Annotated in this window: 19 protein-coding genes; 17 read left to right on the top strand and 2 right to left on the bottom strand. The window is 47.2% G+C overall.

Annotation, left to right across the window (positions count from 1 at the left end; genetic code table 11):
• Window positions 1-18 precede the first annotated feature (18 nt).
• From KB186_RS07395 to KB186_RS07385, 3 genes are all read left to right on the top strand, one after another.
• Window positions 19-2,274: a type IA DNA topoisomerase gene (locus KB186_RS07395; RefSeq protein WP_173608182.1), complete on the top strand. Its 2,256-nt coding sequence runs from the start codon at window positions 19-21 to the stop codon at window positions 2,272-2,274.
• Between the two features lie 811 nt (window positions 2,275-3,085).
• Complete coding sequence (locus KB186_RS07390; protein ID WP_173608181.1) at window positions 3,086-3,976, top strand: GNAT family N-acetyltransferase; 891 nt, start codon at window positions 3,086-3,088, stop codon at window positions 3,974-3,976.
• Window positions 3,977-3,987: 11 nt separating this feature from the next.
• Window positions 3,988-5,184 carry an MFS transporter gene (locus KB186_RS07385; protein WP_173608180.1) on the top strand — a complete coding sequence of 399 codons (1,197 nt, stop codon included), beginning with the start codon at window positions 3,988-3,990 and terminating at the stop codon, window positions 5,182-5,184.
• Window positions 5,185-5,470: 286 nt separating this feature from the next.
• On the opposite strand, the gene KB186_RS07380 is transcribed toward KB186_RS07385, so the two are convergent.
• Window positions 5,471-6,259, bottom strand: a complete 789-nt coding sequence (locus KB186_RS07380; RefSeq protein WP_173608179.1) for a nucleotidyltransferase domain-containing protein — start codon at window positions 6,257-6,259, stop codon at window positions 5,471-5,473.
• A 345-nt stretch (window positions 6,260-6,604) separates the two neighbouring features.
• Between KB186_RS07380 and KB186_RS07375 the strand changes: the two genes are divergently transcribed.
• The 4 genes from KB186_RS07375 (at window position 6,605) to KB186_RS07360 (ending at window position 9,082) form a co-directional block, all read left to right on the top strand.
• Window positions 6,605-7,270 carry a PspA/IM30 family protein gene (locus tag KB186_RS07375; protein WP_173608178.1) on the top strand — a complete coding sequence of 222 codons (666 nt, stop codon included), beginning with the start codon at window positions 6,605-6,607 and terminating at the stop codon, window positions 7,268-7,270.
• 66 nt (window positions 7,271-7,336) lie between these two features.
• On the top strand, window positions 7,337-7,741 hold the full coding sequence (locus KB186_RS07370; RefSeq protein WP_016740756.1) for a DUF350 domain-containing protein: 405 nt from the start codon (window positions 7,337-7,339) through the stop codon (window positions 7,739-7,741).
• A gap of 25 nt (window positions 7,742-7,766) precedes the next feature.
• Window positions 7,767-8,273: a DUF4178 domain-containing protein gene (locus tag KB186_RS07365; protein WP_016740757.1), complete on the top strand. Its 507-nt coding sequence runs from the start codon at window positions 7,767-7,769 to the stop codon at window positions 8,271-8,273.
• Window positions 8,274-8,290: 17 nt separating this feature from the next.
• Window positions 8,291-9,082, top strand: a complete 792-nt coding sequence (locus KB186_RS07360; RefSeq protein ID WP_173608176.1) for a DUF4247 domain-containing protein — start codon at window positions 8,291-8,293, stop codon at window positions 9,080-9,082.
• 76 nt (window positions 9,083-9,158) lie between these two features.
• On the opposite strand, the gene KB186_RS07355 is transcribed toward KB186_RS07360, so the two are convergent.
• Window positions 9,159-12,092, bottom strand: coding sequence for a collagenase (locus KB186_RS07355; protein ID WP_232773321.1), 2,934 nt, complete (start codon window positions 12,090-12,092; stop codon window positions 9,159-9,161).
• A 337-nt stretch (window positions 12,093-12,429) separates the two neighbouring features.
• Here KB186_RS07355 and KB186_RS07350 point away from each other — a divergent pair, with 337 nt between their 5' ends.
• The 10 genes from KB186_RS07350 to KB186_RS07305 all read left to right on the top strand — a co-directional run bounded on the left by KB186_RS07350 (window position 12,430) and on the right by KB186_RS07305 (window position 26,629).
• Window positions 12,430-13,050 (top strand): DUF4912 domain-containing protein, encoded by a 621-nt coding sequence (locus tag KB186_RS07350; RefSeq protein WP_173608175.1) that lies wholly within the window; start codon window positions 12,430-12,432, stop codon window positions 13,048-13,050.
• 10 nt (window positions 13,051-13,060) lie between these two features.
• Window positions 13,061-15,898, top strand: coding sequence for a 1,4-alpha-glucan branching protein domain-containing protein (locus KB186_RS07345; protein ID WP_232773320.1), 2,838 nt, complete (start codon window positions 13,061-13,063; stop codon window positions 15,896-15,898).
• A gap of 30 nt (window positions 15,899-15,928) precedes the next feature.
• Window positions 15,929-18,334, top strand: coding sequence for a sugar phosphate nucleotidyltransferase (locus KB186_RS07340; protein WP_232773319.1), 2,406 nt, complete (start codon window positions 15,929-15,931; stop codon window positions 18,332-18,334).
• Between the two features lie 18 nt (window positions 18,335-18,352).
• Complete coding sequence (locus tag KB186_RS07335) at window positions 18,353-20,314, top strand: glycoside hydrolase family 15 protein (protein ID WP_221869122.1); 1,962 nt, start codon at window positions 18,353-18,355, stop codon at window positions 20,312-20,314.
• A gap of 19 nt (window positions 20,315-20,333) precedes the next feature.
• Window positions 20,334-21,758 carry a phosphoglucomutase/phosphomannomutase family protein gene (locus KB186_RS07330; RefSeq protein ID WP_221869123.1) on the top strand — a complete coding sequence of 475 codons (1,425 nt, stop codon included), beginning with the start codon at window positions 20,334-20,336 and terminating at the stop codon, window positions 21,756-21,758.
• 844 nt (window positions 21,759-22,602) lie between these two features.
• Window positions 22,603-23,244 carry a serine/threonine-protein kinase gene (locus KB186_RS07325; protein ID WP_173608170.1) on the top strand — a complete coding sequence of 214 codons (642 nt, stop codon included), beginning with the start codon at window positions 22,603-22,605 and terminating at the stop codon, window positions 23,242-23,244.
• A gap of 77 nt (window positions 23,245-23,321) precedes the next feature.
• Window positions 23,322-23,771 carry a signal peptidase II gene (gene lspA, locus KB186_RS07320; protein WP_173608169.1) on the top strand — a complete coding sequence of 150 codons (450 nt, stop codon included), beginning with the start codon at window positions 23,322-23,324 and terminating at the stop codon, window positions 23,769-23,771.
• 45 nt (window positions 23,772-23,816) lie between these two features.
• On the top strand, window positions 23,817-24,746 hold the full coding sequence (locus KB186_RS07315; protein ID WP_232773318.1) for an RluA family pseudouridine synthase: 930 nt from the start codon (window positions 23,817-23,819) through the stop codon (window positions 24,744-24,746).
• A gap of 20 nt (window positions 24,747-24,766) precedes the next feature.
• A complete protein-coding gene (locus KB186_RS07310; RefSeq protein WP_232773317.1) occupies window positions 24,767-25,168 on the top strand; it encodes a VOC family protein in 402 nt (133 codons plus the stop codon).
• 99 nt (window positions 25,169-25,267) lie between these two features.
• Window positions 25,268-26,629, top strand: coding sequence for a TolB-like translocation protein (locus tag KB186_RS07305; RefSeq protein ID WP_232773316.1), 1,362 nt, complete (start codon window positions 25,268-25,270; stop codon window positions 26,627-26,629).
• Window positions 26,630-26,799 lie beyond the last annotated feature (170 nt).

Genomic DNA, 26,799 nt, shown 5'->3' with positions numbered 1-26,799 from the left:
AGAAGGAGCGATAACCATTTGAAGATATTAATTATTGCGGAGAAACCTGACATGGGACGAAATATTGCTGCCGCAATAGATCCTAAAGCGAAAAATCACCGTACCTATTTAGAAGGTGAAAAATACATTATTACGTGGGCAATCGGGCACCTAATTGAACTGGCGGAACCGGAGGCGTACGACCAAAAATATAAAAAGTGGAATATCAATGATCTTCCTATCATTCCCGAGCCATTTAAATTAGTGCCCAATCGGAAAACAATCGATCAGCTAAAAATAATCGGGCAGTTGGCCAAACGAAGCAATCTGCTGATTAATGCATGCGATGCCGGGCGGGAAGGTCAACATATCTTTTCACTCATTCAGCGACATCTAAAATTGCGTCAACCCGTTAAAAGACTGTGGATCTCGGACTTGACCCCTGAAACGATCAGGAAAGGATTTGCGGAGATGAAGGATGCCGCAGCCTATGAAAACTTAACGAGGGCAGCAAAAGCTCGTAGTGAAGCCGATTGGCTAATCGGGATGAATGGCTCACGTGCATTTACGACCAAACATAACGTGCTCCTTTCTGTCGGACGAGTACAGACCCCTGTCCTTGCTCTCATTTATGATCGACAGAAACAGATTGAAGCTTTCTCATCGGTTACGTTTTTTCAAGTAGAAGGGCATTTTTCGCAGGGGGAGAGGACGTACAAGGGGATTTGGCAAGGTGATCGCTTAACCGATCCATCTAAAGCAGAAATGTTGGCTCGTAAAGTGAAAGGAAAACAAGGGCGGATCGCGTCCTACGAAGTAAAGGATACCAAGGAGTACCCATTCAAGCTGTACGACCTGACATTGCTGCAACGTGAGGCCAATGGCAAGTACGGTTTTTCCGCCAAGAAAACCTTGGATGTAGCACAGGCACTCTATGAAAAACACAAGGTGATTTCTTATCCGCGGACGAATTCCAACTATGTGACGGAGCAAAATATTCCCGAAATGCACAACACCTTGTCGTCCCTGCAAGGCACTGGGTATGACGATCTGGTAAAGGGTGCAAACCGTAGTTTGGTTCATAAAGGCAACAAATTTATATGCAATCCAGCAAAAGTAGACGACCACCACGCTATCCTGCCGACAAATCGCAAGGCTTCAGGGTTAACGCCAGATGAGCAGAAATTATACGATTTGATCGTTCGTCGCTTTCTGTCACAGTTTTATCCGCCAGCGGAATATAAGATGCATACAGTCGTAACCGATGTCGAAAATGAATTTTTCAAAACATCGGTGAAAGAACGGAAAAGTCTCGGTTGGAAGATTATTTATGCTGACCAGCAGAAGGAAAAGCCCAAGAATGTAAAAGGTGCGGCCAAAGAAGAAGAGGATAAGGAAGAGATTGAAGTTAACGAGCCTTTTATCATTCAACCTGATGCCAGCGTATTATGCTCGGACGCCATAGCAAAGGAGAAAGAAACACAGCCGCCCAAGCATTATACGGAAGGAACGCTTCTAAAAGCCATGGAAAGCGCAGGCAAGCAAATCGAGGACGAAGAACTGCGTGATGCGATGAAAGAATCTGGTCTGGGAACCCCGGCAACTCGTGCCGCAACTATCGAACGGCTGAAAAAGGTCGGATACGTTGAGATGCAGGGGAAAAGGATTCAACTTACGCTAAAAGGCCGTACCGTTATCGAATTGATTAGGGGAGCAGGGATCGAACTATTAACCTCTCCTGAAATGACGGGGCATTGGGAGCGCCGCTTAAATGAGATCTCCCGAGGGACCGCTTCCGACGGGCAATTTATGGAGAATGTGAAGAAATTCGCTACGATGATCGTAGAAAAGGTTCGCGTGCAATCTCGTGCTGAGAAGACCTTATTTGAGAGTGAGAGTACCACGCAGAAAGGGTCTTCGAAAACAAGAGGACGAGCTGGCGGGCGAAGTACAGGCAGTTCAGGTAGCAGGAATGCCACAAAGACTGCAACTCGAACAGCAGCTAAGACCGCTAGTACTACTTCCAGTATCATCACCAAATGTCCACGACCGGGGTGTGGAGGCTCCATTTTCATGGGACGCAAAGGTTACGGTTGTTCGAATTACAACGTGGGCTGTAAATTCGTCATATGGAAAGAGAATTACGGGCGTATGCTGACGGATACACAGATTAAATCACTCATTGAAAAAGGCAAAACGGGTAAAATGAAGCTTGAACGTCAGGATGGAACACCATTTCAAGCAAAACTGATTTTGAAAAGCGTAGAATCGGGCGAACTTACTTTCGAACAGTAATTTTTTGTGACACGTAAATCAACAATTTGTTCATTCAAAATAGATCTCATCCCGTCGCTAAAACTGTTCACCCCCTACCTGTGGAAACCATGTTTAGGCTGGTTGGGACAAAAGAAGATCTCGCATCACTAGCGATGCTGTGGACTGCAAGCAGTCATTAGGGGGTGCCGGCAATAATTCTTTGGAGTGATGGCCTTCACCGACTGGATATCCATTAATAGAAACACAATTGATCAGGTCTGTGGGCAGATCAATGGCTAACGGCGAAGAATGCGGGAACTAGGGATCTTGAAAGCAAGGGTAAAAAACTTTATCGAGGACTTTTCAACGAGGACGACCGCGTTTTAGCAGAAGGTTTGTGCGATCCAAAAAGTTCAAGCAAGATTGCCTTAACATGGTGAAGGACTTAAACTTTCTTACACGTTGAAAAAAACAATTGTAAGACTTCGGTACTTCACGTATAGTTGAAGGTAGTTATTGATTTTGTAAAAATAATGGAGGTGGGGAACATGACAATGACATACATGAGTTCTATTTCAGTATGCAATCATATTCCATTTCCCCATCTGGCGTACGTGAAATCCTCCTAGTTTATCTAGCAGGTTCTCTTAGCTGTGCCTAAAACACGGGGATTACCCGTGTTTTTTTGTATGGCAACGATGTACGCGTCAAAGGCTTGGTGTAGCCAAGTTTGTTTATGTTTGACGCCGTGGGGATCGAATATCCCCACGTTTTTTTTGCTATCTACTGCCGTGGGGATTGAAAGCTCCACGGCTTTTTTCTACTCACATACTAATTGGAGGTTGAGACGATGAGTACAATTAACAACGGTGCAGGACTTGTAATAGCAAAAGGGCTTTCGGAAGAGTGGTTGAAACAGATTGTCCATTTGGCAAAAATATGCGAAGCATACGATGAATTTGATTTATCCGTCAACCTGAACGTATCGATGCTCCAAAACCGCCAACCTGAACAAACGAATGATTTTCTGTACGTCCAAGATGGGCAACTGGTTGGATTCCTCGGTATGTATGCGATCGTCAGTCCGAAAGAAGTGGAGATCAGCGGAATGGTTCATCCAGACTATCGACGCAAAGGAATCTTCCGCGCTCTGTATGAACAAGCAAAAGCTGAATGTGAAAAGCGTGAGGTAACGCAAATTTTACTCGTCAGCAATCGCAAGTCCAAGGAAGCCAGTTCTTTTGCAGAAGGCGTAGCGGCCACTTATCAATTCTCTGAATACAAGCTGGATTACTCCGCTACAGCGCACGTAACTGCTGTGGAATCAGATAACCGTCTACAGCTTTTCCCAGCCACCACGAATGATTTTCAGACACTGGTAGAGATTGGCGTAAGCGGTTTTGAGGATACAACTGATCTCATGACTGCGCTAGTTACACGCAATTTGTCAGAGCCATCCTTCCAAACGTATCTGGCTCATTATGAGTCTGAACCAGTCGGGATGATTACCGTAAGCGAAGAGGATAACGAGTTTTTCATCTCAGGATTTTGCGTAAAAAAAGGGCTCCAAGGAAAAGGGCTGGGTAGAAAAATCCTCTCTCAGACAGTGGAAATCTTGAATCAAAGAGAACACATAGGAGGAATTAGCCTAGAAGTGGCTGTCGATAATCAAAACGCCTTGTCACTCTATCAATCTACAGGATTTGAAGTCGTCTCAGTCTACGACTATTATGTCGGGTGAGGCTTGATTGAATGAAAAATCATGCTTTGCTAGATTCCAATATGCTTATGATTTTCATCTATTCCTTTTTTACGAAATTTCATTTGTGGCTTCCCATCTATGTGCTGTATTTACAGCAGGTACGAGGCCTAAGTCTGGCCACAATCGGAATTGTAGAGGGATTTGGTTGGGTAGCTGCCGCTTTGGCTGAGGTACCGGCTGGAATCCTTGCAGATCGTTTCGGTCGCACCCGTTCTCTTGTGATAGGAGTCTTATTAATGGCTCCTGCCATGATCCTCTACGCATACACAGGCTGGTTCCCGATTCTTTGCTTGCTGCAAATCGTATGGAGCGTGGGAGGGAGCTTTATTTCTGGAGCTGACCAGGCACTCCTCTATGATTATCTACACGAGAAAGGTAAAGAAAATCTATTTTCCAAAGCGGTGAGCTATCAATTGGCAATAATGCGTATTGCCACTGCGTTTGCCGGAATCATTGGCGGGTGGTTAGCTACCTACTCGCTTGGTTTACCGTTTATTATTTGTGGGATTCTCTCCTTTGTTGCCGGGTGTGTTGCCTCTTTCATCAAAGAACCGAAACAATCGGGGGTGGGAACAAACAAAGAGCACGAACCTCTCATCCACTTCGTTTTCAGTACCTCAAGAAAGGTATGGAAGAGAAAGAGCTTGCGCAATGTACTGCTCTATTCTGCTATTCTGGCTGTTCCCGCTTTTTGCTTTACGTTTTTATTTGTTTCACCTTTCCTACATGAGAAAGGAATGACTATCGAATGGCTTGGCATTGTATTTATTTTCATACAAAGCACAAGTATTCTTGGTTCAGTCGTCTCCTATCACATGGAGAAACGATTGGGAGAGACAGCAACGGTTATCTTGTTCACCGTCATGATGGCTTTGAGTATTTTCATGCTTCCGTTGTTGCCTGAACTATCCGGGATCATCTGTATGATTCTCATCAGCTTCTTTTACTCCATCATCGAGCCTGTCTTAATCAATATGACGAATCAGCGAATCTCGGGGAATTCACGCAGTACGCTACTTTCTTATTCATCCATGATTAAGACGATCATCTTGGCGGTTCTGGTTCCTTTTTTCGGAAAGCTCGCAGAAGATGTTGGCTACCCTATTCTATGTACACTGATCTCTGTCGTTCTAATCGTTCTACCTTTGGTTTTCTTACGCAAAGAAAAGGATACGGCTACGCTATGATCTGAGCATACCTTTGAAGAGCCCCACAAAAAATGGCTATCCGATGCCGCGGCTGGTAAAAAAACTGAGCTAGCATGGATAGCCATTTTCTTCTACATCTGAGATGGACGATCCGGGAGTAGTTCAATAAATTTCTCCACATCCGTGCTGTCGTTGAACAGGTGAATGGAAGCCAGAGATCAGTCATTTTCATAAAAATAAACCCCTCCCAAGGCTAGTTACTATTAGCTTCACTAGGTTAGGGAGGGGTTAATCCATATTTCGAACCAGTTCGTTGAACAAGTTACTAGTGGGATTTTCCTGAAAATATACCGTCAAGAAACTCGATTGAGACGCGTTCTGCGTCCTTCCTAGGTTCAATTTCAGAACCTTGTCGTAGTTGTTGGTACATCTTGATCGTATTTTTTAGCGCGTGGTAGCAACTTTCAAAGCTGTGGATGGGAATCGTTCCTTTTAGTTCCTCCAGTTCCTTGAGAGCGTATTTCTCGAGCTTTCGAACCCCTCTCGGGGAATGACCGTTGCGAATGAGTACCAACGGCCCTAATACTGCATTGCGCATAAAAGTTAGCGTATCGATTAATTCGAATAATTCGCCTCTCCCTAATTTTGTGGCGCAGTAATGCACCCATACCCAGAAGCGATCTTCGATCCATTGAGGATGAGGGAAAGGGAGAGAGGGACTTGTTTTACTGAGTATCGTTGCAATACCAGAACCGCTCTCCCAAAGAATCAGTGGGTTCTCGACTCGGGATTCGAGCTCTTCCAGTTGAACAAATTTGAGGTCGACATGAAGAGGGGCTGGGCCATATAAACAAATAAGCAATCTCGGTTCCCCGACATGCTCGCCTGTGAATGCAGAAAGTAAATGACCGAGTCTTTCGGCAATTAGGAAGCGTTGTTCCATGATCTCATTTCGAAAAGCATAATTGTAGACGATTATTAAATCCAGATCACTATACTCATCCATTTCTCCGTACATCATAGATCCGCCTGCGAGGAGACCTATAAGTCGTTGATCTTGACTTACATACTTAATCGCTTGCTGAATGAATCGATCATGTAAAGGTAACTTCATGCGAAGCACTCCTTATAAAGTGACCCATAAAATGGGTATTATTTAAAAATAACATTTACAATTAGTGGTAGTCAAGGGTATGTAGGTCAATATAGCAACACATCGCACTATCGGACGAGTACATTGAAAAAGGCAAAACAGGTAGAATGAAGCTTGAGCGTCAGGATGGAACACTAGATGCGTTTTTGAAATGAAATACAGGTTGCGCTCTACGAAAAGTAAAGGTGAGCCAAATAAAAAATAAATTGTTGAAACTTACTTGCGTAACTATCGTAAATACATGTATAACGGGGACGGCTAATTCAGGCCGAACTACCTAGCACGTACTTTAAGGAGGAATAATCCATGTCCATTTTTAAAAGACTGCGTGATTTGACCATGTCTAATTTGTACGCTTTGATTGAGAAAGCAGAAGATCCAATCAAAATGACAGACCAGTATTTGCGTGATATGCAAGAAGACTTGAGTGAAGCAGAGAAAGCGGTTGCCGCTCAAATTGCTTTGGAAAAGAAATTCAAGGTGCTGTATGAAGAACAGGAAGCCTTGGTGAAAAAGCGTGATGAGCAAGCTCACATTGCAGCACAAGCACAGAACATTGATCTGGCTCGACGGGCTCTGGAAGAAAAGAAAGCTGCCGAGCAAAAAATGAACGAATACAAGGAAAGCTACGAGAAAAACAAGTTGGCAGCCGACGGATTGCGCGAGAAGCTGGCTGAGATGAAAAAACAGATAACCGAGCTGAAAAACAAGCGCGAAACATTAGTTGCTCGCGTAAATGCAGCAAAAGCGCAAAAGACGATCAACCAAGCGATGGGTAGCTTCGACACGAACTCGGCTATGTCAGGCTTGAAACGCATGGAAGAAAAAGCACTGCAAATGGAAGCAGAAGCAGAAGCGAGCGGCGAGATTTACAAAAAACAGAGCTCTTTGGATGATGAAATTGCGAAGCTGAATAAGGATCAAGCCGTTGAGGACGAATTGGCTGCTCTGCTGAAAAAATATGAGGGGTAAACCGCTTCAGGCGGTTTCCCTTTTTTTCAGACCTTAAACACCTTGACGGAAGTGGAGTGATTCGCTTTGACGTGGACAGAAATACTAGGGATGCTGGTTTGGACAGGAGCCGGCGGCATTTTACTTTTTGTTTTAATGTGGATTGATTCGTTGTTTACGAAATACAAGGACATCACGGAAATCAAAAATGGAAACATCGCGGTCACGACGCGTTTTGTCATGAAGCTGTTTGCGCAAGGATACATCTTATCGCAATCTATCATTACCTCCAACTCATTGTGGACAGCACTGCTCTTTTCTGTGGTTTCCTTTATTATTTTATTCCTTTTGGAAAGAATCGTGGAATGGCTGTTAAAGCAAGTAGCTGGACTGGATCTGGAAAAAGGGACGCAGGAAGGAAAGGTGGCTCATGCCATGATGGCTGGTTCATTCCATCTCGTGGGTGCCTTGATTTTGGCTGCATGTCTGTAAGACGTGAAAGGGAAGGGAGTACAGCATGAGTTTGATGAAGCGAATCCAAAACATTTTTGCCAAGCATGAGCCTCCTGCACCGGAGAAGAGTATCCTGACGGTGGGACCGGGTGATGTGGTCGATGTATCGCTCGTTACCTATCAAGTAATCGGGAAGGCGAGCAATGCGAGTCGCAAAGCCACGATGCTTACCTTGCAGGATGGAACGACCATTCGCTACCTGTATATCGAGGAACGGGAGAAGATCGTCTATCATCTGTATAGCGTCATTGATGGACGACTGGATTCAATAGACGAGGTACCGACCACCATCGAGATGGACGATGTCACCTACCATTTGGAGGAGCAATATAATGGCGCCATCCAGACTGTGGGAAAAGCGCCGTTTCACACATCAGGGGAGCAGTACATTTGGCAATTCCAATCGGATCAACGCCAATTGCTGCGGATCGAGTGGCAGGATGGCCGTTTCATGCTCTATGAGGGAGAAAGTGTTCTGCCAGCGGACGTGCAGGTATTGCGCGGCACATAGAGAGGAGGGACAAGTACATGCCAAATCCATGGATGAAATCAATCAAGCTCCTACTGATTCCGGCGTTGTTCCTCCTTACGCTAGCGGGTTGTGGCAGCCCTGGAGTTGGCGAGACATATCCGCTTGAATCTGTCTCTACGAAGGACAATGGACAGTCGTCACGCATCTACCGTGCGGAAAACAAGACTGTACCGGAAGTAGCCTCGGAGCTGGCGGAGCAGAATTCGCCAGATGAAATCTCCAAAGAAGATTCGCAGCATATGTTCCTCATTTATCCGGACGAGATCTACCATTTGCAGCAAGACGCTGCCAAGCCGACGGATACGTTGATCGAGGTCGACAGCAAAGAGTACGTCCGGCAAAACTACGATTCTTCGTTTTTGCAGGGATATATTGTAGCCAGCGTACTGGATGATTTGTTCGACGGACTTAAGAAAAGTACAAAGGGTAGCTATCGTGGCTACTCTAGCAAGGACATATACAAGCCTTCCGGTACGTATCGCGTGCCTACAATCGAGGACAAAAAAGTAGCGCCGCCAATTACCAAAGAGGGTACGGGAAGTATTTTCAAACGGGGTAATGCGAAGAACGCGGATGGTATGGTAGGTTCTGACGGCAACCTTTTCAAGAAGAAGGCGGATTCATCTTCTAGCGGTAGTTCAGGCAAGATTATTCGTTCTTCCAGCAGTCAATCGTCGAATTCAAGTGACTCTTTTTCATCCAAACGTTCGAGCTTTTCCCCGCCGAAAAGTAAATCGCCCCCACGAACGAAGGTTGGGGGTTCTGGGCGGATCACCAAGCGCCGATAACTGTAAAAACAAGAGAGAAACGAAGACCCCCAAACGATTTTGATAGCTCGTTTGGGGGTGTTTTTTGTTTTGCTGATTAACGCTGCTTGGTTTCTACCGTATACACAACGTCTTCATTTTGATATTTGTACACATACAAGAAGTAACGGCCTGGCTTTACTTGATAATGGGCACTTTGCAGATTTCCCTCCCGCTCTTGCGGGTACGTTACAGGCTGATCCAGATTTCCTTCATGGAATAGCATCCAAGTCACACCTTGTCCCTCTTGAGGGTTTAAAGAAATACGTATTTCTTCTGGTTTATCTACTTGGAAGGCAAAGATATCTTGCCAATCGTTTCCTTTCATGTCCCCTGAAACAGTCGTGCCAATCTTTAATGGACCATTTGCTTGTTCGGTAGAATCATTGCTCTCGTTTTCTTGATAGAGCTGCTCTTGTGGGCGATCTTCCCCCGTAACCAATAAGCGAAACGGTTGGTCCTCTTGTCCTGTACGATACGTATAAGCAGTCACATAGTAAGTCCCCGGTTTCGCATCGAATGATCCGATCAGCTTGTTGCCTTCACGCTTGGTGGGATAGGAGATGTAGTTCTCTCTATCAGACTCGTGGAATACAAGCCACGCCACACTATCTCCATTCTTTGTTTCCATCTCTACTTGAAGCTGTTGGGCTGATTTCACATCGAGCCGGAACTCCTGACTCGGTTTTTGTGGATGGATGATACCCGTGATCGGCTTACCTAATGAAATTGACGATTCTTCAGGATTTGGGTTTGGATTTGGATTTGGCTGTTCCGTTTCGGAGCCATCTTCTTGAGCCAGCTTCCCGTGGAACACGACATCATAGGCAAAGCGTCCATCTTTTGTTGTACGATAATTGGTAAAATAGCTCGTAACCGTGTCATAGCCATTCCAGGAGAGATCCGATAACTCCTTGAGGAATCCATTGGTGAGGCGGTTCATTTCTTGCCAATCCTGATATTCTCCTTGAGAAGTTCCGCCCGTATAGACCCCGCGCAACGTGAAGCTGCGGAAATCCCCAGAGTCTTTTTCATCTGTTTTTACATCGGTCAGAGAGGCAACCTTTGCGATTTGACGATAAACCTCTTCTTTGTTCGTCACGTCTACTTTTTGTAGGTAATCATCTGAAACGAGAGGAACATCCAACTCTTCATACTGGTCGATCAAATCTTCTAACGTTTCTTGATAGCCACGTTCAAGTGCGCGATCATGGCTGAATTCTTCGATCAAGTCATCATAAGCAGATACATCATTGGAACGGATCGTATCATTGATTTTATCCAGACGAGCAAAATCATTCTTGAACAGATGGTACTGAAGCGCGAATGAGTAGTCGTAGAATGCCAGGGTTCCGTATTTGGCACGCATCATATCGGCCGCAGTGTAATCGAGATAAGGCGCTGCATTTCGAATATTGCCTACAACTGACTGGCGAGGCTTGATTCCTTCTGTTCGGGTAGCACCTGCGAAAAACTCGGCTCCACCTTCTTCATACCAAGGCAAGCGACTGTTTTCATAAATCTTTCCCTGTCCCCACATGCCCGGCACTTCATATCTGCCTTGCAAATAGTGGACGAATTCATGACGGAACAGCTCTTCCAGACTGTAGATGCTTTGTTCTTTTGTCCGATCGTAGGTGAAGAAAGTGCCGGTACCCTCGATGTAGATACCACCATTATCTGTGTCGTATCCGTACAAGAAGCGATTCATTTTATATTCATCAGGCGTATTGTAGATGACAATAGTCAGTACATCATCCGGATTGCCGCTCTCAAGCTCCTTGTCATTGCCTATGACACGATGAAATTGTGCCTTCACTTCCTTGGATGCCCAATACAAGCGCTCAACCTGTTCTTCTGTTAGGTTATCTCCTGTTTTGAACACAACCGCTCCGTCATCAAAAGTGAATTGCTGCGGAAGATAATGCTTTTTGCCTTCTTTTTTCATTTCCTCGAGGTCGATTTTTTTGCCATTGGCATCCTCACCATATGCTTCCACGATTTGTTGGGCCGCAGTGAAGTAGGGCTCGCTCCACTTTTTATACGTTTTCATCGCTTTGGTCAATATGTCATTGGCTTTGTCAGGATCACTGTAGTAGCTTCCTAATTTCCCTGTGTAATACAGGGCATTGTTCGTCAACCATACGTGATCAGCGGAGGTTTCCCCATTTTCGGCCATGTCAAAAATGGGGTCGAGAAATGCGTCGATGCTGCCTTTCAACTCGTCTCTTTCTGAATCATCTACTCCCCAAATCAGAACGTAGCCGACACCTTGAAGGACGCTGTAAAAGGCCTCGCTTGCTTCGCGATCATCTGACCATTTATCCCGATTGTCGTTAAAGTCCTCCATTATTTTTGTCAGAAGACCAATTGTCTCTGAATCAACAGTGGTGTTGCTAATTAATTTTCCCGTTGAACTGATGATTTCATTTTGAGTCTTTGTACCTAAGACGAAATTTTCATTGGTAGTAATTGCTTGAAGGGCTGGAATAATCTTTTGCTTATACTTTGGCTCCATCAAATACTTTAATTCATTATGGTAGTACCCCAAGTAATACCCCGAACGCAAAACCTCTACATAGGTATGGATGCCCTGCTCATCATCCTTGGTGAAGTTTTTGCCACTCTCTTGCAGGGCATCGATGATGGCCTGAACCCGCTCCCGATCCTCATAAAATTCCTGAGTGTCGTCGTTGTAAGTAAACAGCTCGGGGATTTGCGTCCAACTGATTTCCTTCAACAATTCAACAAGCTCTGAATTGTCCAATGTATTCAGATGCGAGATGCTGTACTTCTCCTGTTTGGCTGCTTGGCGTAATTGTGTTTTCGACATGTTTTCCTGAACAGGTGTATGACCAATCTGCGAATCAATGGGCTCTTGGGATAGGATTTGCGGTGTGCTTTTGGCTTGAGCTGCTAGTGGCAAGCCAGCCGCTACCGTTGAAATTGCAATTGATCCTGCTGTTACCATGCTAATCCATGAACGATTCATTTCTTTCGTTGACTCCTTTTTCATTCATTTTGGAAGTATAAGTGAATATTTTATAGTATCGGTATCCAACATGAAAATACTTACAAATAAAACAAAAGATGACGGAATATAGCTCTTTTTTCCTATTTGGCAAAAAGAAAAGAATGTCTAGTGAAGTAGCTTTGTAAGTATGGAAAGAGAGCGACTTTTGTTTGCCTATGACGAAAACATGATTGTTGATCGACAAAAGAAGAAGGGATGTGCATCCAGCATTCGACAGTCTTTGTTAGCCGCATTGGCTATGATTGACATTGGGAAATCACAGATAGGCGAAGTTGGCGGAGGGGAGTGCTAGAAGATGCTGGAAAAAATTCTCGAACTGCGTTCACGATCCATGTCCATTGCACAAATTGCCAAAGAGTGCGGCTTAACGATCGGTCAAGTAAAGTATCGTCTGCAAAAAGACCGTGCCAAGCCAGAGGCATCATCTCCCGCTAGAAGAGAATTGGAATGGCAATTGCCTGGGTTTTATGGTCGGGACATTGTCAAAGTGATGGTACAAGGACCGACGGTGTTATTCATCTATTGGGAAATCACTTGGCCGCGCATGAGAATGGTCGCATCGTACCTGCAAGCCGATTATCGTCACATCCAGAAGGGCTTGCGTCTGTATGATGTGACCGAACGCTTATTTGATGGAAAAAATGCGCATTCCGTCCGAGATGTGTTCGTACATGAAGAGGCTCATTCCTGGTATGTGAAAGATGTAGAGCCAGGACGTACATACATTGTTGATTTTGGTTTATATGAACACAATCGGTTTTGTCCGATATTACGCTCGGAAACGGTAGTTACTCCACGCCATTCAAAAGCTAGCTGGGGGGAACCGCTAGTTGAGCCCGTCCACGATCCAGCTACACCTTCCTGGTTTGAGAACTTTTCCTCCTATTCGTTGTATACCAAAACATCAAATAAGTGAGGTGTCATTTGTGCACAAAGGTTATCTCTCCCTCGTGTTGCATGCCCATTTGCCTTATGTCCGACACGGGGATCGGGACGATCGCCTGGAAGAGCGCTGGGTGTATGAAGCCATGCTGGAATGCTATCTTCCTTTGCTCATGGTTTTCGACAAACTCCTCTCAGACGGCATCGCTTTTCGCATGACCCTTGCTATTTCTCCGACATTACTTTCCATGCTGGATGATGATCTGATCGTGACACGTTTTCGCACACATCTAGCGAAGACCGTTGAATTGGCTGGGAAGGAAGTCAAACGAACCGCAAGTCAACCCCGAGAAAACCGTATCGCCAAAATGTATGTGGAACGATTTCGAACCATCATTGCCTATTGCCGCAAGTGGGATTTTCAACTGATCAAGGCCTTTCGGAAAATCGCGGACAGTGGATGCCTCGAACTCATCACTTGCGCTGCCACACACTCCTTTTTGCCCTATGTAGAAACAGAAGAGGCGATTCGGGCACAGCTTCTGGTAGGTATTGATACACATGAGCGGATTTTGGGAAGACGTCCGAAGGGAATTTGGCTGCCAGAGTGCGGGTATACACCTGGACTGGATCGTTTGCTGAAAGAAGCCGGACTTCGGTATTTCTTTGTAGACAGTCACACGATAGAGCATGCGACGCCTTTACCTCGCAGAGGTGTGCTGGCTCCCTTGTTTACGCCCCATGATGTGGCTGCCTTTGCCCGAGATGAAGTGGCTTCCCGCCAGGTATGGAGCTCGATCGATGGTTATCCGGGGGACTATGACTATCGGGAATACTACAGGGATATCGGATTTGACAGGGAGATGAGCTACATCGAACCGTACATCCATCCTGACGGCATTCGCGTGCATACCGGTTTGAAATACTATCGGATTACCGGAAAAGAAGGGGATAAAGACTGGTATGAGCCAAGCTGGGCGCGCGAAAAAGCAGCGTCACATGCGGGCCACTTCCTGTATCACCGAGAGCGTCAAGTAGAGGAAGCCAGTCAATGGATGGATCGCAAGCCGCTGGTCGTCGCCACTTATGATGCGGAGCTGTTTGGCCATTGGTGGTTCGAGGGTCCGCAGTTTTTGGATTTTCTCATACGCAAAACGGTTTGTGATTCAAAAAAAGTGAAATTAATGACACCATCTGAATATTTGGAGGAGTATCCAGAACAGGATCGCGGTCACTTGCCGATGTCTACATGGGGAAGAAATGGCTACGGAGAAGTCTGGCTGAACGAGAACAATGGCTGGATATACAGGCATCTGCATCAGGCAGAGGGGGAACTGATCGGAGCGATTACTACCTATTCTGAAATGAAAGGAGATCAGCTTGCCTTACGGTGCCTCAGGCAGGCCGCACGCGAATTGATGCTCGCCCAAAGCAGTGATTGGGCGTTTATTTTAGACGGTCAAACGGTCACTCGGTATGCGGTACAACGCATTCATGACCATTTGGTTCGCATGCGCGCTCTCTTGGCGATGTATCGGGAGCATCAACTGGATGAAGAGGCTATTACACAAGCAGAAGCTGATTTTCCGATCTTTCCTGACTTGGATATCACGTTCTATTTGCCTAAACAAACGCATAGAGTGAACGTATCGCGTCAATTGGTAGCGGCTGCGCAAGATCAGGCTTCGACAAAAACTGTTTTGATGCTTACATGGGAATTTCCCCCTCATGTGGTAGGGGGGCTTGGCCGGGCTGTCTACGATCTCGCCAGGCATCTTGTCCAGCAAGGAGTAGCGGTGCATGTGCTGACACGTGCGACAGATTCATGCTCCATAGATGAGACGATGGAAGGGGTTCACGTACACCGTTTGCCTACGTACATTCCTTCTGAACAAGCTGACTTTCTGGCATGGGTGTTTCAACTGAATTTGGCGATGGTCGATGCTGTCTCCCAACTATGGTCACTCGGGGTGCGGCCAGATCTTATCCACGCACACGATTGGCTGGTGAGCTGGGCTGCGATCGAACTGAAACAGAGGTACTCCCTTCCGCTCGTCAGCACGATTCATGCACTGGAACATGGTCGGCATCAAGGTATTCATACACCGTTGCAGCAAAGGATTCATGAGTGTGAACGTACGCTAACACAAAGCTCTGACTCGATGATCGTATGCAGCAAGTATATGGAGTCGGAAGTGATGCGCCTGTTCGGAACGCCATCGTCCCAATTACGTGTCATTCACAACGGTGTCGATCTCATTCCCCTGCCGGATGTAAATCGTGAACAGCTTCGGCAGGAGTTGGCGATAGGGGACGGTCCTGTTCTCTTTTTTGTAGGCCGCTTGGTCCGGGAAAAAGGTGTTCACCTATTGTTGGAGTCCATGGCAAGGCTGCGCGATGAGTTTCCGCATGCGAGGTTGCTTGTAGCTGGCAGAGGACCGATGCAAGACGAATGGGAGCAGTTGGTCCATCAGATGGGACTTTTTGAGCAAGTACGCTTCTTGGGCTTCGTAGATGATCGAAGGAGAAATGAGCTGTTCGCCTTGGCTGATGTGGCGGTATTCCCGAGCTTGTATGAGCCTTTTGGAATTGTTGCACTAGAAGCGATGGCTTTAGGTACGCCTATTCTGGTTGCGGATACGGGAGGGCTGCGAGAGATCGTTCGCCACGGCGAAAACGGCGCCATGATGTACACAGGTGACCCCGAATCGCTGACGAATCAACTCCGTTGGCTACTGCGCGACCCTGATCAGCGGCATAAACTGGCCCAGACGGCAATGCAAGATGTTAAACAGTTTTACAACTGGACACTTCTGGCTAGCCAAACCATCGATCTATACCGTTCGCTTGGCGATCCTGCGGAAATCGGCATGACAACATAGATTGCAACGATGAAGGAGGAAGAAAAAAAGATGAAGGCAGTAATCATGGCTGGGGGAAAAGGTACACGACTACGTCCGTTAACATGCCACACGCCAAAACCAATGGTGCCACTCTTAAACCGGCCTTGCATGGAGTACACGATTGATCTATTGAAAAAGCATGGGATTACTGAGATAGCAGTGACACTCCAGTATCTGCCTGATGTCATCCGAGATACGTTTGGTGATGGGTCTCGCTACGGTGTTTCGCTTGTCTATTTTGAAGAAACAATTCCGTTGGGCACGGCAGGCAGCGTGAAGAACTGCGCCGATTTTCTCGATGAGCGTTTTGTTGTGATCAGTGGAGATACGTTGACAGACATCGATTTGTCGGCAGCCATCCGTTTTCATGAGCAAAATAACGCACTGGCTACGTTGATTTTGACGCGCGTAGAAACACCGCTGGAATTCGGAGTTGTCATGACAGATGAGGCCGGACGCATTACCCGTTTTTTAGAGAAGCCGAGCTGGGCGGAGGTTTTTAGCGATACGGTGAATACGGGGATATACGTCTGCGAGCCGGAGGTCTTGTCTTCTATAGAAGAAGAGCGGGAAGTGGATTTCAGCAAGGACATTTTCCCGTCCTTTTTGCAGGCAGCAAAGCCTTTATACGGATATGAAGCAAGTGGCTATTGGTCCGATATTGGCTCTATGGAGGTTTATCAGCAAGCCCAGTTTGATTTGCTGGATGGACACGTACATCTCGAAATAAAAGCACAGGAAATCGCGCCGCGCATTTTCTTGGAAAATGATGTTCGCATCGATTCATCAGTCCGGTTGGAAGGCCCTGTCTATATTGGTGAAAATGTACACTTGCAGGCTGGAGTTGCCGTCGGTGCTTATTCCATTCTGGGAAAAAATACGGTGATTTCTTCCGGTACGAAGCTGTCCAGGACGATTATTTGGGAAAACAGTGTCATTGGGAAAAAAGCAGAGATCACAGGAACGACCCTCTGCCGCAACACCCGAATTGCAGATTGCGTACAACTCGGGGAAGGGGCGGTTATTGGAGACCAGTGCCTCATTGGGGCGAAGTCAGTGGTAAAGGCCGGAATCAAAATTTGGCCGGATAAGGAAGTCGGGGAAAATGCGACTGTCACCACCTCGCTCATTTACGGTGCCAAGCAAACCAAAAATTTGTTTGGGACGCAAGGAATCAAGGGCATTGGCAATGTTGACATCACGCCCGAATTCGTCACTAGACTTGCTGCTGCCTACGCGTACTTACTACAAGCGGGGGATAAGATTGCGCTTTCGGCATGCGCACACCCATTTGCTCAGCTATTGAAGCATAGCATCATGACCAGTTTGTGCTCTTCCGGAATTGATACAGTCGATCTCGGGATTGGCAATTCACCTTTGATCCGGTACGGCGTGCGCTCTCTGGATTGCAAAGGCGGCATTCATGTTTATATGGCAGAGCCAGTCGATGATAAAGAGATTGTCATCCAATTCATCGATCATGCGGGCTTGCCGATTTCCCGTGAGATGGAGCGCAAAGTTGAGAATGCCTACTGGCAAGAGACTTATGTTCGCAACCTGCATCGGTTGGGAGCACTGCAAGTCGAGCATCAAGTACAAGAGGCATATCTTCACGCTTTGGTTCAACAGTTGAACGTATCGTCCATCCAGCGTCAGCGCTTTCGACTGCTGATCGATAGTGAACAGCGTTTTTTTCCTACTTTTCTTGCGCCACTCTTGCATGCACTTGGAGTTACCGCCGATTACAGCTCCATACAAGAAGGTATTCGAAAAAAGGGAGCAGATTTAGGCGTTCGTCTCGATAAAAATGGCGAGCAATTTACCTTGTTTACCGAGCATGGAGAGAAGCTCTCGAATGAACAGATCACGGCGCTGCAACTGCTGGCATGCAGTGGTCAACATCGGCGTATCGGCCTGCCAGTGAGTGCCCCGATTGAATTGGAGCATATGGCCCAGCTGTTGCAAATGGAGGTTGTACGCACCAAGGTCTCTCCGCGGTCCATGATGGAGGTATCGAGTGAACAACGTTTTCATCCGATGTTTGACGCCGTTTACAGTCTCATGCGAATTCTTTCGTATCTCGCTTCTGAAGAAAAATCGCTCAGCGTTTTGCTGGAGTTGTTGCCAGCGTGCCATATGGAGAAAAAGACTGTCTTTTGCCCATGGGCAGCAAAAGGGAAGGTCATGCGCAGAGTGATGGAAGAAAACAAAGGCAAGCTGCTGGAGCTCGTCGATGGAATCAAGGTGTACGATTCGAATGGCTGGGTGCTGATTTTACCCGATTCAGAGGATTCGCACGTAAAAGTGATTTCGCAAGGGGCGACGGCAGAGACCGCGGCTACGCTTGCTTCTTCCTATGCGAGGCGAATTGCCGAATATCAGTTTCACGAAAAGAGAGAGATCGACAGCCTATAACGAAAAGGACGTGAAGGCATGCCGAGACCGCTCGTCGTCGGGAATGGAAAACTGCTGATTAATTTTGATGACAAACTGCACATGCGAGATCTCTATTTTCCGTATGTCGGTCAGTTGAATCATGTCGGGGGACACTTTAGCAAGCTGGGGATATGGGTACAAGGTCGCTTCTCCTGGCTGGATGAAGACGGCTGGACGCGGCAGCTCGGATACGGACAGGAGTCTTTGGTGACAGATGTTCATGCGCATCATGAACATCTGGGCATCTCCTTGCAAATCGCAGATGGGGTGCATCAGCGTGACCCGATTTATTTGAAAAAGGTGTGCGTTCGAAATTTGACGAGCGAGATGCGGGAGGTCAGGCTGTTTTTTCATCACGATTTCAGCTTGAATGAGACGGAGGTAGGGGATACCGCTGTTTTTGATCCCATCCTGCGCACCATTTATCACTACAAGCGCAATGTGTACATCATGGCGAATGGAAAAACGGATACGGGTGGGATCGATCAATATAGCGTCGGAATCAAGCGGTTCAACTATGCGGAGGGGACCTGGAGGGACGCAGAGGATGGTCTTTTGTCTGGCAATCCGATTGCGCAAGGCTCCGTAGATAGTACAATCTCTTTTTCTCTCACCCTGCAACCCCAAGAAGAGAAGGCGCTCTTCTACTGGATGTGCATTGGTGAATCGTATGAGGCTGTCAAAGGATTGAACCAGTATGTACTCGAAAGTGATCCGGAACATTTGCTAAATCGGGTAGCGGTGTATTGGCAGCGTTGGGTCAATAAGGAAGGGCGTGACTTTGCTGATCTTCCGGCAGAGGTTGTCAATCTGTACAAGACCAGCTTGCTACTCGTGCGTACGCAAATCGATCAGAACGGAGCGATTCTCGCAGCGAATGACTCGGATATTCTTCAATTCAATCGCGACCATTACAGCTACATGTGGCCAAGAGACGGGGCGTTGATTGCGAGTGCGATGGCGAAAGCGGGCTACACGGGAGTCGTCGCACCATTTTTTCGGTTTTGTGCAGACGCCTTGAATAAGGAAGGATATTTGCTGCACAAGTACAATCCAGATGGGTCTGTCGGCTCCAGTTGGCATCCGTATATTGTTGACGGAGAAATTCAGCTCCCGATTCAGGAGGATGAGACGGCGCTCGTGCTGTATGCCCTCTGGGAGCAATACAAGAGCGGCAAGCAAATTGAAGATTGCCAGGCTCTCTATCCCACGCTGGTTCGTCCGGCAGCTCGCTTTTTGCTGGAGTATGTCCATTCAGAGCTGCAACTCCCAAAACCAAGCTACGACTTATGGGAAGAGCGACGGGGAATTTTTACGTTTAGCAGTGCTACGGTTTTTGCAGGCTTAATGGCTGCAGCTCGTTTCGCCCAGTTGTTCGGGGATGATCGGCGCTACAAACGCTACGCAGAAGGGGCAGAGCGCATTCGTGGGGCGATGGAAAAACATCTGTACGACCCTGAAAGCGGGCGTTTTCTGCGCGGGATTTATGTAAGAGCAGATGGGAGTGTCGAAAAAGATTTCACGGTGGAGAGCAGCTTGTTCGCCTTGTTTGCGCTTGATGTGTTTTCCGTAGATGATCCGAGGGTTGAGCGGACAATGGAAGCTGTCAAAAAAAGTTTGCGGGTAGACACGGCGATCGGTGGAATTGCCCGCTATCAAGGGGATTACTATTTCAAAAAATCACATGACACGGTGAAGGTGCCGGGAAATCCATGGATCATTTGCACTTTATGGGTGGCTGATTGGGAAATTGCCAAGGCAAAATCGCTCGATGAACTCCAAGAGCCAAAGAGCAGACTGGCTTGGGTCGTACGACATGCCCTACAAAGCGGCGTGCTCTCCGAACAGCTCGATCCGTATACAGGTGCTCCTGTGTCCGTTGCACCCCTGACATGGTCGCATGCTACTTATGTTGCCACTGTTTTGCGTTATTTGGAGAAGGTGAATGAGTTGCGGTAACGAGGGGAGAGATGAGTAGATGACAACGATCCGTTTCGGTACGGACGGTTGGCGCGACATAATCGCAGATGGCTTTACTGTCGAGAATGTCCGTATTGTCGCACAAGCCATCGCCAGCTATACCAAAGAAATCGGACAGCAGGAGCAGCCTGTTTTGGTTGGACACGACACGCGGTTTCTCGGGAGACGCTTTGCACAGGAGGTTGCAGCTGTCCTGACCGCCAATGACATTCGTACCTATTTGGTGAACGAAGCAGCGCCAACGCCTGCCGTAGCCTTTGGAGTGAAGCATTTTGCAGCGAGTGGCGCAATCATGATCACGGCCAGTCACAATCCACCCGAATATAACGGCATCAAATACATTCCGGAGTACGCTGGACCCGCAACGCCTGCGATCACGCAAAGATTGGAAGAGTGGATCAGCGAAACCTGCCAGACCAAATCGGTGCGTACGATTTCCCTCGCGGAAGCAAAGACCCGCAAGCTGCTGCAAGTCATTGTGCTACGTCCTCATTACGAGGCGCATCTGAGACGGATGGTAAATATGGATGTTTTGAAAAACTCTTCCTTGTCCGTTGTTGTCGATGCCATGCATGGTGCCGGTATGGGCTATGTGAGCGGTTTTTTGTCAGAGGCGGGGGTGAAAAACGTCGGTATCCGAGAGGTGCCGGATGCAGCTTTTGGCGGAGATTTGCCTGAGCCAAACGATAAGCATTTGCATTTGTTAAAAAAAGAAGTCGTAGAACGCCAAGCATCTCTTGGTCTTGCCAATGACGGCGATGCGGATCGCTTCGGAGTCGTCGACCGCTTTGGACAGTATATCACGCCCAATGAAGCACTCGTGCTGCTAACCTATCATTTGCGAAAAAATCGTGGCTTGACTGGACGCATTGTGAGAACAGTAGCAACCACGCATCTGCTGGATCAGATGGCTACGCATTATGGTCTTGAGTTGGTAGAGACGCCAGTCGGTTTCAAGTACATTGGTGAGGAAATGCGCAAAGGCGATGTGCTTATCGGCGGAGAGGAAAGTGGCGGGGCGAGTATTCTCGGTCACATCCCGGAGAAGGACGGCGTACTCATCAATTTGTTGCTTGCCGAAATGTGCGCGTATGAAAACAAAGGAATCGATCAAATACTGCGAGACGTCTACGAGCAGTTCGGTGAGCTGTTCCATACGCGGCTTGATATGAAATTGCCGGAAAAAGATCAATGGGTACAGCAAATGATCGCCAAGCCACCTGCACTCATCGGTCCTTATCAGGTTTTGGAGATTCAAAGAGTGGATGGGGTCAAGCTGTTGCTCGAGGAAGGACATTGGGTCTTGATCCGTCCGTCTGGCACAGAGCCGTTGGTGCGTATTTATTGTGAAGCAACGAATGCGGCAGCCTTGCAGAAGCTGCAAGATGCGATTCGCGAATGGTTTTTGGAGATTAATGTGTAAATTATGAAAGGGAGAGCCTGCATGATGTGTCAGGTTCTTCTTTTTTTGCTGAGGAACCTGTTATGTGGCTGCGGAGAAGAGAAGAATATTTCCAGTCTAGGCTCCAGGCTTCGTCCCGCTGAGAGCAGAGACTGTCCGCTCCGAAGGGATTCGCGGGGAAACGCAAAAGTGGTAGCCGCTTCGTAGCGCGAGCACGTTGCGTTTCTTTTGCCCGCGAATCCCTTCTACGCTGGGTAGGACTCCACAAGTCGCTACGTCTGGAAATATTCTTCTCTGGCGAAACGATTACATTCTTCATTCTTTTAAAGCTTTAAAATGTGTGGTAAACACAGGAAGCTCGTAGAGGAAACAGGAGAAAAAAGCGAAGATCTTAGGGACACCGACCGAGGCGCAATGAAAAAAAGAGAAACAAGCTCTTAGCGTCCACCTCTGAGATACCTCCTGAAGGGACGACTTTGGACGCGGGTTTCGCTTTTTATCATGGAGCCGGGCAGTCAATCTCCCAGCGGGTGGCCCTAGAATCTGAGCGTTTTCTCCTGTTTCCTCCCCACCACGACAGCACCATACAAGAGCCTTATTTTCCAAATGAATCAGTTAGAATCATTCGTTATACACTACATAAAAACAGGTACGATTGGTGGACATTCGCTACCCATTTACCAAATCAAAAAAATGAGGTATTCTTGTCCATATGCAATCCTTTCATTGGAATCGGACAGGACCTCCTGGCCCTACCAGTGCAAAGGATTTTTTGCCCCTTATAGGAAGTGTCTGAATGATCGTAGTAGTAATTTTGTTTTAACGTAGTTCGAAGTCGGTAACTGATGAGAGATGATGAGAAACGATGCGGATCGATCAGCATATATTGAAAGCTTTTTTACAGGAAGTTCAAGTGGAGAGTCTGTCGCCAGATGATCCAGTCGTCGTACACCACACGCCATATCCCTGGGAGCTGGTCGGTACTGGCAATTATGCTGCCGTATTTGCCCATCCGGACTATCCGAAGGTAGTGATCAAGCTGTACGCACCTGGAAGACCAGGAGCCGAACAGGAAATCGAAGTCTATCGCAAGCTTGGCGAGACTCGTTCCTTCCCCATCTGTTATGATTATGGAGAAGGATACCTGGTCATTACGCGGATGAACGGCATACCCCTGTTTGACTGTGTGCGCTTTGGTATCCCGATTCCTCCGCAGGTGATTGAAGACGTGGAGGAGGCGCTAGAAGAAGCCCGCAGGAAGGGCTTGTTTCCACATGATGTCCATGGGAAAAACGTATTAATGGATCAGGGACGAGGGTATCTGATTGATGTATCGGATTACTATGTCAATGATACAGACACGAAATGGCGTGATTTACGTAAGGCGTATTACAAGGTGTATCTGCCGTTTATCAAGGATCGTGGATGGAAAATTCCATTGTGGATGCTGGAAGTCGTACGCAAAGGCTATCGACTGTACAAAAAAGGAAAGCGCTTGTTCACGTAGGCTGTCTCTGGTAAAATGATCATTTGACATTGTGTTTGTACAGTTGCTGGTCGAAGCAGAATAAGGAGGACATTCCATTGTTGTACTATCTCATTGCGGCAGTAATTATTGCGCTTGATCAGTTTACAAAGTATTTAGTCGTGAAGTATATGGAACTGGGAGAATCCATTCCTTTGATCGCGGACGTATTTCATCTAACTTCCCATCGAAACATGGGAGCGGCGTTTGGCATCCTGCAAAATCGACGTTGGTTTTTTATTGCCATTACCACTGTCGTTGTGATTGGGATTGTCATTTCCTTGATTCGCTTGGGAAAAAAACAACCTCGTGCATCGTTGGCGCTGTCATTTGTCTTGGGTGGAGCCGTCGGGAATTTCATTGATCGTGCGACGTCCGGTCAAGTCGTAGATTTTCTCGATTTTACGTTGATTCACTTCCCGATCTTTAACGTGGCTGATATGGCCATCACGATTGGTGTGGGGATTTTGCTTCTCGATGTTTTTCTGGATGGGAAGAAAAACCGATAGTCATGAGAATAATAGTGGGAAAGCTCGGATAGGTGGAGAACATACATGAATGACACGCAATTATTTGAACGTTACGATTGGACGGTAGACCCAGCGGATACGAGTGAGCGCATCGACAAATTTATCACGCTGCAAAATGAAGATTGGTCCCGTTCACAGGTGCAGGCTTGGGTAAAGGAAGGTCGTGTCACTGTAAATGGTGAACCGATCAAAAACAACTACAAGCTACAGGCAGAGGACGAAGTGACTCTCCGTGTTCCACCGCCAAAAGAAATGGCAATCCAGCCAGAAGAGATGTCGCTTGATATTGTATACGAGGATAGCGATGTCGTGGTCGTGAATAAACCACGTGGACTCGTCGTGCATCCTGCTCCTGGTCATTACACTGGGACACTCGTCAATGGGCTTTTGGCACATTGCAAGGATTTGTCCGGAATCAATGGCGTTTTGCGTCCGGGAATTGTCCACCGCATTGACAAGGATACTTCCGGCCTTTTGATGGTAGCTAAAAACGATAAGGCACATATGGGTTTGGCTGAACAATTGAAAGCACATACAGTCAATCGGAAGTATGTCGCGATTGTTCACGGTGTCATCCCGCATGAAATGGGAACGATTGAAGCACCAATCGGGCGCGATCCGAAAAATCGCCAGCAAATGGCGGTCGTTTTTGAAAACAGCAAGCCAGCTGTTACGCATTTTATCGTGTTGGAGCGCTTTAAGGAGTACACGTTGGTAGAATTGAAACTCGAAACAGGACGTACCCATCAAATTCGCGTACACATGAAGTACATTGGCTATCCACTGGCAGGTGACCCGAAATACGGTCCGAAAAATACATTGGAGCTCGATGGACAAGCTCTGCATGCGAAAACATTGGGCTTCATCCATCCACGTACAGGAGAGCAGCTCGAGTTCGAAACGCCAATGCCGAAGGAAATGCTTGAGGTCATCGAAGTTCTCCGACAAGCGTAAAGAGAACAGGAGGAATAGCCGTGCTAAAAAGATTAGCGCATGTAACGCTGTACGTTCACGACAGTGAAGAGGCATTGCGGTTTTACACGGAAAAACTCGGTTTCGAAAAACGCATGGATTCGCGTATGGATGATGGCTCTCGTTGGCTCACCGTCAGCCTGCCTGGGCAGGAGATAGAGATTGTACTGCATGACCCAACTCATTGGCATCGGGAAGACGTTGCGCAGGAAATGCTTCGTCAAGTCGGCAGAAATCCAATGTGGGTTTGGGAGACGGATGATTTTTGGTCCACATACGAAACACTGCGTCAACACGGTGTAAAGTTTGTGAGTGAACCAAACGAAGTGATGTATGGCATTGAGGTTGTTTTCGAGGATCTGCATGGCAATCGTTTTTTGTTGTTGCAGCCAGTCTTCCTATGACACTTACATAATGGCAGTTGGATTGGAAAACGCTAGTAGAGAGCTTATTACTTTCTTCTGGCGTTTTTTTCATCATTCAATAGAACGTGTAAGGAGTGAATGCCTGTGATCGGAAAATGGGGGAAGCTGATCAGCCTTTTTGTCCTTTTGGCTGTACTTGTCACAGCAAACGGTGAAGCAAAGGTAGCAGCCCAAAGCCAAGGGCCAGAGCGAGTGAACAAAGAAATAAGCGTTCCGGCAAAAATTGCATTTACGAGCAACCAGCATTTGTTTTTGGTGGATGGACGGGATGCGACAGGAAAGGTAAGGCAAATCACCAAGGACGGCTATGCACAGATCGTGGGCTGGTCGCCAGATGGCAAGTGGCTCCTGTTTGTGAAATACAAAGGCAACGACAATTACTCGACACCAGGCTATGTGTGGATCGTCAGCGCTGACGGCAGCAAAGCTGTGCAAGTAGACGAGCGAGCGGTTTTTGAAACGCCAAAATGGTCTCCGAAAGCGAACAAGCTCGCGTACACCGTGAATGTTGGCAGTAATGAAGCACCGAGACTATTGCTGATCGTAAAAGACGTCCAAGAGCATGGAGAATTAGCTTTGCAAAGTACAACGAAGGCTGATTTCGCAGATTTTGTCTGGATGCCGGATGGGGAAAACATGCTTGTCTCGCTACCTGCCGAAAAAAATAAGCCGATGACACTGGCCTTGCGCACACTTGCAGGTAAACCGTTGGCTGCCTATCCGATAGCAGAACCGCCAAAAGTGGAAGAAGGCATATACCCATGGGCAGCGACAGGCTTAAAAGTATCTCCGGATGGGAAGGCTGTGGCCTACTTTGTCAGGTATAACTCCGGTTCCTTATCTGCTGATGGCGTACCTATTCAATGCTTTGATTTGACACAGCCTGCCAAAAAGCCATTAGAGATCGGAACAGGATTGGCTTATCCTGATTGGCTTGCCTGGACACCAAATGGCGAACAGCTCGCTTTTGTCGATGGAACTGACCGGATCGCCACAACTAACAAGCAGTTGAAGCTGATGGATCGAGCAGGAAAGGTCAAAACAGTCAGCCCTGGTCCAGTGGTGGTAGACACTTACCCGGTATGGATTCCGAAAGCTCCGTACACGCTGCTTTTCACCAGAGGCTTGGCTACAGAGTATTCCTACGACCCAAAGAAGGTCATGGTACCGGAACAAGGCATCTGGCGGCGATCCGCAGATGGAGCGGAGCAGCAGGTGACAAAAGGGGAAGCGAATACAGCGGACTACTATCCAGCGCCGTCTCCAGATGGGAAACAGCTTCTTTTCTTGCGGTTGGATCGAGCGGAGCATGGCTCCCTGTTTATCCAAGGAATTGGCGAGAATGCGGACAAACAAATCGAGCTGATCAAAGATATGACAGGGGACATTGGTTATTATGCGAACTACTTGCCACCGTGGGTCAGCGTCTATTGGGAATAGTTAGACTTTTTCGGGCTGCATTGACACCCGTCCAGAATCGTGACATAATTCTACATGACGAATGGAACCTTTAAATCCAGTCCAGTGAGGCTGGCAAGGGCACGGAATGACAAACAGGCGGGACGTTTAAAAGTCCGGTCAGTTTGTCCGAGGGCTTCTTGTCTCCTGAC

The sequence above is a fragment of the Brevibacillus sp. AF8 genome (genome assembly GCF_021270385.1).
In the GTDB taxonomy this organism is placed as follows: Bacteria; Bacillota; Bacilli; order Brevibacillales; family Brevibacillaceae; genus Brevibacillus.
Note: the sequence above shows the minus strand (reverse complement) of the source record. Positions and strands in the feature narration are given on the sequence as shown.